This is a genomic window from Streptomyces sp. NPDC001002 (assembly GCF_053599215.1).
This window is the reverse complement of sequence record NZ_JBSFLV010000247.1, coordinates 1-8,472: the sequence shown is the minus strand read 5'-3', so window position 1 is coordinate 8,472 and position 8,472 is coordinate 1. Positions and strand designations below refer to the sequence as shown.

The window sequence follows — 8,472 nt, the reverse complement described above, 5'->3', positions numbered from 1 at the left end:
CCGGGAGCGTACTGCGGGGGTCGGTCCAGGTTGTTGGCGGGCAGGTACGACAGCAGGTCGCGTACGGTGTCGAGGGCTTCTTCCTCGTCGGCGTCGCTCAACTGACGTACTACGCCAGCAGCGCCGGGATCGTCGCCTCGTGCGCCTCGCGCAGCTCGTCCAGGGAGAGCGCGAACTCGCCCTGCACGTCCACCGAGTCACCGTCCACGACACCGATGCGCGTGACCGGAAGGCCTCGCGCCCCGCACATGTCGTTGAAGCGCAGTTCCTCCGAGCGCGGGATCGCGACGACCGCGCGGCCCGCCGACTCCGAGAAGAGGAAGGTGAACGCGTCGAGCCCGTCCGGGACGATCAGCCGCGCGCCCTTCTCCCCCAGCAGCGCCGACTCCACGACCGCCTGGATCAGACCGCCGTCGGACAGGTCGTGCGCCGAGTCGATCATGCCGTCGCGGGACGCGGAGATCAGGATCTCGGCCAGCAGCCGCTCCCGCTCCAGGTCGACCTTCGGCGGCAGCCCGCCGAGGTGGTCGTGGACGACCTGCGACCAGGCCGAACCACCGAACTCCTCACGGGTGTCGCCGAGGAGGTAGAGCAGCTGCCCTTCCTCCTGGAAGGCGACCGGCGTGCGCCGAGCGACATCGTCGATGACACCCAGCACCGCGACCACCGGGGTCGGGTGGATGGCTACCTCGCCCGTCTGGTTGTACAGGGAGACATTGCCGCCCGTCACCGGCGTGCCCAACTGCTGGCAGGCGTCGGCCAGTCCACGGATCGCCTCCGCGAACTGCCACATGACGGCCGGGTCTTCGGGCGAACCGAAGTTCAGGCAGTCGGAGACGGCGAGCGGCTTCGCGCCGGTCGTCGCCACGTTCCGGTACGCCTCGGACAGCGCCAACTGCGCACCCGCGTACGGGTCCAGCTTCGCGTACCGCCCGTTGCCGTCCGTCGCGATGGCGACCCCGAGCCCGGTCTCCTCGTCGATGCGGATCATGCCCGAGTCCTCGGGCTGCGCCAGCACGGTGTTGCCCTGCACGAAGTGGTCGTACTGCGAGGTGATCCACTTCTTCGACGCCTGGTTCGGGGACGACACCAGCGCCAGGACCTGAGCCTTCAGTTCCTCCGAAGTCCCGGGCCGGGCAAGCTTGTTGGCGTCGTCCGCCTGGAGCGCGTCCTGCCACTCGGGGCGGGCGTACGGGCGCTCGTAGACCGGGCCGTCGTGCGCGACCGTGCGCGGGTCGACGTCCACGATCTTGCCGCCGTGCCAGAAGATCTCCAGCCGGTCGCCGTCGGTCACCTCACCGATGACCGTGGCGATGACGTCCCACTTCTCGCAGATCTCCAGGAAGCGCTCGACCTTCGACGGCTCGACGACCGCGCACATCCGTTCCTGCGACTCGCTCATGAGGATTTCTTCGGGCGAGAGGGTCGAGTCACGGAGGGGTACGTCGTCCAGGGTGACCGTCATGCCGCCGGAGCCGTTGGACGCCAACTCGCTGGTGGCGCACGACAGTCCGGCCGCGCCGAGGTCCTGGATGCCGACGACCAGCTTCTCCTTGAAGGCCTCCAGGGTGCACTCGATGAGGAGCTTCTCCTGGAAGGGGTCGCCGACCTGGACCGCCGGACGCTTCGACGGCTTCGCGTCGTCGAAGGTCTCGGAGGCGAGGATCGACGCGCCGCCGATACCGTCGCCGCCCGTGCGAGCCCCGTACAGGATGACCTTGTTGCCCGCGCCGGAGGCCTTCGCGAGGTGGATGTCCTCGTGCCGCATGACGCCGATGGCACCGGCGTTGACCAGCGGGTTGCCCTGGTAGCAGGCGTCGAAGACGACCTCGCCGCCGATGTTGGGCAGGCCCAGGCAGTTGCCGTAGCCGCCGATGCCGGCGACGACACCGGGCAGCACACGCTTGGTGTCGGGGTGGTCGGCCGCGCCGAAGCGCAGGGGGTCGACGACGGCGACCGGGCGGGCGCCCATCGCGATGATGTCGCGCACGATGCCGCCGACGCCCGTGGCCGCGCCCTGGTAGGGCTCGACGTACGAGGGGTGGTTGTGCGACTCGACCTTGAAGGTGACCGCGTAGCCCTGGCCGACGTCGACGACACCGGCGTTCTCACCGATGCCGACGAGCAGGGCATCCGACTGGGGGGCCTTCTCGCCGAACTGGCGGAGGTGGACCTTGGAGGACTTGTACGAGCAGTGCTCGGACCACATGACGGAGTACATGGCGAGCTCGGCACCGGTGGGCCGGCGGCCGAGGATCTCCACGACCCGCTCGTACTCGTCCTTCTTGAGGCCCAGTTCGGCCCAGGGCAGCTCGACGTCGGGGGTCTCGGCCGCGTGCTCGACCGTGTCCAGAGGCGTCCTGCTCATGCGTTGACCAGCTTCTTGAGGATCGAGGTGAAGAAGGGCAGACCGTCGGTGCGGCCGGAGCCGATGAGCGGCTCGACGGCGTGCTCCGGGTGCGGCATGAGGCCTACGACGTTCCCGGCGGCGTTCGTGATGCCGGCGATGTCCCGGAGGGAGCCGTTGGGGTTGAAGTCGACGTACCGGAAAGCGACCCGGCCCTCCGCCTCCAGCTCGTCCAGCGTGCGCTCGTCGGCGACGTACCGGCCGTCCATGTTCTTCAGCGGGATGTGGATCTCCTGGCCGGACGCGTAGTCGCTGGTCCAGGCCGTGCCCGCGTTCTCCACCCGCAGCTTCTGGTCGCGGCAGATGAAGTGGAGGTGGTTGTTGCCGAGCATCGCGCCCGGGAGGAGATGGGCCTCGGTGAGGATCTGGAAGCCGTTGCAGATGCCCAGGACCGGGAGTCCCGACTTCGCCTGCTCGATGACCGTCTCCATCACCGGCGAGAACCGGGAGATGGCTCCGGCGCGCAGATAGTCGCCGTAGGAGAAACCGCCGGGAAGGACAACCGCGTCGACCTGGTGAAGGTCCTTGTCCTTGTGCCAGAGAGCGACCGGTTCGGCACCCGCGAGTCGGATCGCGCGCTGGGTGTCACGGTCGTCGAGACTTCCCGGGAAAGTGACGACGCCAATACGAGCGGTCACTTCGCGGCCTCCGCCACTTCTTCGACCTTGACCGTGAAGTCCTCGATCACCGTGTTGGCGAGGAAGGATTCCGCAAGATCATGGATGCGGGCGAGCACGGCCTCGTCGACCGGTCCGTCAACTTCCAGTTCGAATCGCTTTCCCTGACGTACATCGGAGATGTCTTCGAAACCCAGGCGCGGCAGGGCACGCTGGACCGCCTGGCCCTGGGGGTCGAGGATCTCCGGCTTGAGCATGACGTCGACTACGACGCGTGCCACTGGCACTCCCGGTGTTGTGGTGCTGAGCAGGTTCCTGCGGGTCTTCGACAGGTGGCTTCAGACTACCCGCACAAAATTTCTACGCGGGTAGCGTTGGAGGAAGCTACGTGATGGCCGTCACGGCCCGGCGCGCCGACGCCCGTTCACGAAAAGATCCAGGAAAGATCCCAGATCGACACCCGATACCTATTGCGCTCGGGACGCACGGGAGGATTTAGTCAAGCTTCACATTGCATTGCTGAGCACTGTACAAATGAATTGGCAACGTGCCGTACGAAGGGACCGATATTCGTGGCGCAGAAGGTCGTGGTCACTCTCTTTGACGACATCGACGGCTCGGAAGCGGCGGAAACGATCGCCTTCGGACTGGATGGCAAGTCGTACGAGATCGACCTGAATGAATCCAATGCCAAGAAACTGCGTAAGGCGCTCGCGCCCTACGTGGACGCCGGCCGCAAGCGCTCGAAGTCGGGCAAGGCCTACCGGCAGACGGAGGTCGCCCCCGACCCGGCGGCCGTCCGCGCCTGGGCGCAGGCGAACAAGATGGACGTGCCCGCGCGCGGCCGAATCCCCAAGAAGGTCTACGAGGCGTTCAGCGCGGCACAGTGAGCCGCCGCGCCCGACGACGGGTCATCCGCCCCTCGGGAGACCCGACTTGCGCTGTACCCCTGATGGTCAGCTAGAGTCTGGAGCACGCCGAGGGGCGAGGCCGAAAGGCCGAACCCACGAGGTACACGCGGGTGTAGTTCAGTAGCAGAACATCCCCCTTCCAGGGGGAAGGCGCAGTGTGCAATTCCTGTCACCCGCTCTGCATCGCTTCCGATCCACTTCGGAGGATCAGATCCACCCCGGTGGATCAGGTAAGCTGATGCCCGCGCCGATCGGTGGGAGCCGGTCGGAGGCAATGCGGACGTAGCTCAGTTGGTAGAGCGCAACCTTGCCAAGGTTGAGGTCGCCAGTTCGAACCTGGTCGTCCGCTCACTTCACGAAGGCCCCGGTCATCGACCGGGGCCTTCGTCGTGTCCCCGACGGATCCAGGGCCGCGGTTCCTTCTGACATTTGTCATGTCCCGCGATGACAGCGTGCACTGCTCCCGCCTCCGGATCGCCGGGACGCTGGAGGCATGGACAACGACGAACACGAACACGTGATTGAGGTCACCGACCTGCGACGTGTGTACGGGGGCGGGTTCGAAGCCGTACGCGGGGTCTCCTTCCATGTGGACCGGGGCGAGGTCTTCGCACTGCTCGGGACCAACGGCGCCGGAAAGACGTCGACGGTCGAGGTGCTGGAAGGGCTCGCCAAGCCGGCCGCCGGACGGGTGCGGGTGCTCGGGCACGACCCCTACGAGGAGCGGTCCGCGGTGCGGCCCTTCACCGGGGTGATGCTCCAGGAGGGCGGGTTCCCGTCCGAGCTGACCGTCGCCGAGACCGCCCGCATGTGGGCGGGGTGCGTGAGCCGGGCCCGGCCGCCGGAGGAGGCGCTGGAACTGGTCGGCCTGCACCGGCGGGCCGACGTACGGGTGAAGCAGCTGTCCGGGGGCGAACGGCGCCGCCTCGACCTGGCGCTCGCGGTGCTCGGGCGGCCCGAGGTGCTGTTCCTGGACGAGCCGACGACCGGTCTGGACGCCGAAGGGCGCCGGGACACCTGGGAGTTGGTGCGCGCGCTGCGCGACGGCGGCACGACCGTGCTGCTCACCACGCACTACCTGGAGGAGGCCGAGGACCTCGCCGACCGGCTCGCGATCATGCGCGAGGGGCGGATCGCGGCGACCGGGACCCCGGCCGAGGTGACCGCCGCCCAGCCCTCCCGGATCTCCTTCCGGCTGCCGGACGGCTACTTCCTGGGCGACCTGCCGCCGCTGGCCGGACTCGGGGTGACCGGTCACGAGGTGGACGGCAGGGTCGTACGGCTGCGGACGAGGGAGCTGCAGCGGGCTGCCACCGGGCTGCTGGTGTGGGCCGAGCGGGCGGGGATCGAGCTGCGGAACCTCGATGTGCGGTCGGCCTCGCTGGAGGAGGCGTTCCTGGGGATCGCGCGTGAGAAGGAAGAGGTGGCGGCATGAGTGCACTGGAAACGAGCGCCACAGGACGGCGCGGCGCGAGGTACGTCGCTCTCGCTCCGGTCGGGCGGCGGCTTCGGGCGTTGGCGCGGGCCGAGCTGACGCTGCTCGGGCGTAATCGCAGTGCGGTGGTCACCGCGCTGCTGGTGCCGCTCGCGCTGCCGTTCAGCGTGCGGCCCACGCTCGACCAGATGGACCTGAAGGCGGAGGGGCTGAGCATCGGCACGGTGATGCTCACGGCCGCCGTCGGCTTCTCCCTCCTGTTCGCCGTCTACTCGTCCCTGGTCAGCGCCTACGTGGCCCGCCGCGAGGAGCTCGTCCTCAAGCGGCTGCGCACCGGCGAGGTCGGTGACGCCGAGATCCTCGTCGGCACCGGACTGGCGGCCGTGTGCCTCGGTCTGGCCCAGTCGCTCCTCCTCGTCGTCGCCTGCGTGGCGCTCCTGGACACGGGGGCGCCCAAGGCGCCGTATCTCACCGTCCTGGGGCTGCTGCTCGGCCTGGTGCTGTGCGCGGCGCTGGCCGCGCTCACCGCGACCTACACCCGGACCGTGGAGAGCGCGCAGGTCACCGCGTTGCCGCTGCTGTTCCTCTCCATGCTCGGCTCGGGCATCGCGATCCCCCTGGAGGCCCTGCCGGACCGGGTGGCGGACGTGTGCGCGTATCTGCCGCTCTCCCCCGTGATCCGGCTGGTCCGCGGCGGCTTCACCGGTGAACTGAGCGGGTACGAGGCGCTGGGCACGGCGGCGACCGCGCTGGCCTGGACCGTGCTCGCGGTGTTTGCTGTACGCCGGTGGTTCCGGTGGGAGCCGCGGCGGTGACCTACGGGGGCACGTGGAGATGGGTGGCACGGTGACGGGCCCGACGGTCGTCCGGCGGACAGGCCGCTGGTGGCGGCGCAAGAGCACGCCGGCGAAGGTCGAGACGTACACCCGTTGGTCGTTCCACGCCATCGGGGTGAGCGAGTTCGTGGCGGTCGGACTGCCGGCCGTCGGCACGCTGGGGGCCGGGCTCGGCGCGGTGGTGCTGAGCCTGGTCACGGTGCATGCCGCGCTGTGCACGGTGACGGTGTCCCGGGCGCTGGACTGGACCCGGGGGCGGAACCCGCAGCCCGTGCGCATGCTGTGGGCGCTGGCCGCCCTCAGTGTGGTGACCGCGGTCGCGGGCATGCTGATCGCGGACCTGGGCCCGGAAGGCGAAAGCTCCGAGGGCACGGGCAGTGCGATCTTCGCCATCATGCTGATCGCCGGCGCCGGGGTGATCGCGCTCGGCGTGGCGGACCGGCGGCGCGTCTGCCTGATCGTGGCCGGTTTCACGGTCGGCGCGGGTCTCCTCTCGCTGCCGCTGGGCGTGCCCGCGCCCGGCGCCCTCGTCACCGCGCTGGGCGTGCTCATCGGCGCCGGGTTCCTCGCCTTCACCGCCGTCTTCTCCGTCTGGCTCATGAACGCGGTCTACGAACTCGACGCGGCCCGCGAGACCCGCGCCCGGCTCGCCGTCGCCGAGGAACGGCTGCGGTTCGGGCGGGACATGCACGACGTGATGGGCCGCAACCTCGCCGTGATCGCCCTCAAGAGCGAACTCGCCGTGCAGCTCGCGCGACGCGGCCGCCCCGAGGCCGTGGACCAGATGACCGAGGTGCAGCGGATCGCGCAGGAGACGCAACGGGAGGTACGGGCGGTCGTACGGGGGTATCGCGAGGCCGACCTGGACGTCGAACTCGCCGGTGCGCAGGGCGTGTTGAGCGCGGCCGGGATCATCTGCGAGGTGACCGGGGAGGCGGGCGGACTGCCGGGTGAGGTGCAGTCGGCGCTCGCGTGGGTGGTCCGGGAGGCGGCGACCAATGTGCTGCGGCACGGGGACGCCCGGCGGTGCGAGGTGCTGCTGCGGGTGACGGAGGGGCGTGTGGTGCTCACGGTGGAGAACGACGGCGCGAAGGCCTCCGGCGGGGGCGGGGAGTCGAAGAGGGCCGGCGTCGGAAGGAGCGGGGCGGGAATGGCAGTTGACGGGAGGGGCGCTTCGAGGCCGGGGGCTGGTGGGAGGTGGGGCTCGGGACCGGAGGGCGATGGAGGAAGCGGTTCGGGACCGGGGGCCGATGGCGGAAGCGGTTCGGGACCGGTGGCCGATAGAGAAAACGGTTCGGGACCGGTGGCCGATGGAGAAAGTTATTCGGGACCGGCTGGCGGCGGGAGGTTCGCCGGGCGGATGGTCGCCGACGGGGGCATCGGGTCGGGGCTCGCCGGGCTGCGGGAGCGGCTCGCGGCGGTCGGCGGGACGCTCGTCGCCGGGCCGGCCGAGGGGGATGTTTTCCGGGTGGTGGCCGAAGTGCCCCTGAACGTGAGCGAGGTCACCGCGTGACGCCCATGGCCATGACTCCGGTACGGCTGCTGCTCGCCGACGACGAGCATCTGATCCGGGGTGCGCTCGCCGCGCTGCTCTCGCTGGAGGACGACCTCGTGATCGTCGCCGAGGCGGCCAGCGGGCCCGAGGCGCTGGCGATGGCACGGGCGCACCGGCCGGACGTCGCCGTCCTGGATCTCCAGATGCCCGGCGCGGACGGTGTGAAGGTCGCCACATCCCTGCGGACCGAACTGCCCGGCTGCCAGGTCCTGATCGTCACCAGCCACGGCCGGCCCGGGCATCTGAAGCGGGCGCTCGCGGCGGGTGTGCGCGGGTTCGTCCCGAAGACGGTGAGCGCGCAGCGGCTTGCGGAGATCATCCGCACGGTGCATGCCGGAAACCGTTACGTCGACCCCGAGTTGGCCGCCGACGCCATCGCCTCCGGCGACTCACCGCTGACCGCGCGCGAGGCCGAGGTACTGGAACTCGCCGCCGACGGAGCCCCCGTCGCGGAGATCGCCGAACGGGCCGCGCTGTCCCAGGGGACCGTACGGAACTATCTGTCGTCGGCCGTCTCGAAACTCGGGGCGGAGAACCGGCACTCGGCAGTGCGTCTCGCACGGGAGCGAGGTTGGGTATAGTTGCTCTCGCGCCACGGCACAGTCGGTACGGCGCAGCGCGGACGTAGCTCAGTTGGTAGAGCGCAACCTTGCCAAGGTTGAGGTCGCCAGTTCGAACCTGGTCGTCCGCTCGGGAGAAAAGCCCCGGTCC

General features: G+C 69.7%; 8 protein-coding genes and 3 tRNA genes. 8 read left to right on the top strand and 3 right to left on the bottom strand.

Annotated features, from left to right (window positions below; translation table 11 throughout):
* Positions 1-109: 109 nt before the first annotated feature.
* Genes purL through purS form a run of 3 tightly spaced genes read right to left on the bottom strand, consistent with a single transcriptional unit; the run spans position 110 to position 3,305 of the window.
* On the bottom strand, positions 110-2,368 hold the full coding sequence (gene purL / locus ACWDR3_RS46345; RefSeq protein ID WP_450358723.1) for a phosphoribosylformylglycinamidine synthase subunit PurL: 2,259 nt from the start codon (positions 2,366-2,368) through the stop codon (positions 110-112).
* Positions 2,365-3,045 (bottom strand): phosphoribosylformylglycinamidine synthase subunit PurQ, encoded by a 681-nt coding sequence (gene purQ / locus ACWDR3_RS46340; RefSeq protein ID WP_450358722.1) that lies wholly within the window; start codon positions 3,043-3,045, stop codon positions 2,365-2,367. Before purQ ends, purL begins: the two co-directional genes overlap by 4 nt.
* The gene (gene purS, locus ACWDR3_RS46335; protein WP_123999135.1) at positions 3,042-3,305 is read right to left on the bottom strand and encodes a phosphoribosylformylglycinamidine synthase subunit PurS; all 264 of its coding nucleotides are present in this window, start codon (positions 3,303-3,305) and stop codon (positions 3,042-3,044) included. The genes purQ and purS overlap by 4 nt, the downstream gene beginning before the upstream one ends.
* Positions 3,306-3,596: 291 nt before the next feature.
* On the opposite strand from purS, the gene ACWDR3_RS46330 reads away from it, so the two are divergent.
* From ACWDR3_RS46330 to ACWDR3_RS46295, 8 genes are all read left to right on the top strand, one after another.
* Positions 3,597-3,914: a histone-like nucleoid-structuring protein Lsr2 gene (locus tag ACWDR3_RS46330; RefSeq protein ID WP_123999134.1), complete on the top strand. Its 318-nt coding sequence runs from the start codon at positions 3,597-3,599 to the stop codon at positions 3,912-3,914.
* 127 nt (positions 3,915-4,041) lie between these two features.
* Positions 4,042-4,113 (top strand) — tRNA-Gly (locus ACWDR3_RS46325).
* Between the two features lie 98 nt (positions 4,114-4,211).
* Positions 4,212-4,284 (top strand) — tRNA-Gly (locus ACWDR3_RS46320).
* Between the two features lie 144 nt (positions 4,285-4,428).
* On the top strand, positions 4,429-5,370 hold the full coding sequence (locus ACWDR3_RS46315; protein WP_450358721.1) for an ABC transporter ATP-binding protein: 942 nt from the start codon (positions 4,429-4,431) through the stop codon (positions 5,368-5,370).
* A complete protein-coding gene (locus ACWDR3_RS46310) occupies positions 5,367-6,185 on the top strand; it encodes an ABC transporter permease (protein WP_450358720.1) in 819 nt (272 codons plus the stop codon). Before ACWDR3_RS46315 ends, ACWDR3_RS46310 begins: the two co-directional genes overlap by 4 nt.
* 19 nt (positions 6,186-6,204) lie before the next feature.
* The gene (locus ACWDR3_RS46305; protein ID WP_450358719.1) at positions 6,205-7,719 is read left to right on the top strand and encodes a sensor histidine kinase; all 1,515 of its coding nucleotides are present in this window, start codon (positions 6,205-6,207) and stop codon (positions 7,717-7,719) included.
* An 11-nt stretch (positions 7,720-7,730) separates the two neighbouring features.
* The gene (locus tag ACWDR3_RS46300) at positions 7,731-8,342 is read left to right on the top strand and encodes a response regulator (RefSeq protein ID WP_401720569.1); all 612 of its coding nucleotides are present in this window, start codon (positions 7,731-7,733) and stop codon (positions 8,340-8,342) included.
* A gap of 37 nt (positions 8,343-8,379) precedes the next feature.
* Positions 8,380-8,452: transfer RNA gene (locus ACWDR3_RS46295), tRNA-Gly, on the top strand.
* Positions 8,453-8,472 lie beyond the last annotated feature (20 nt).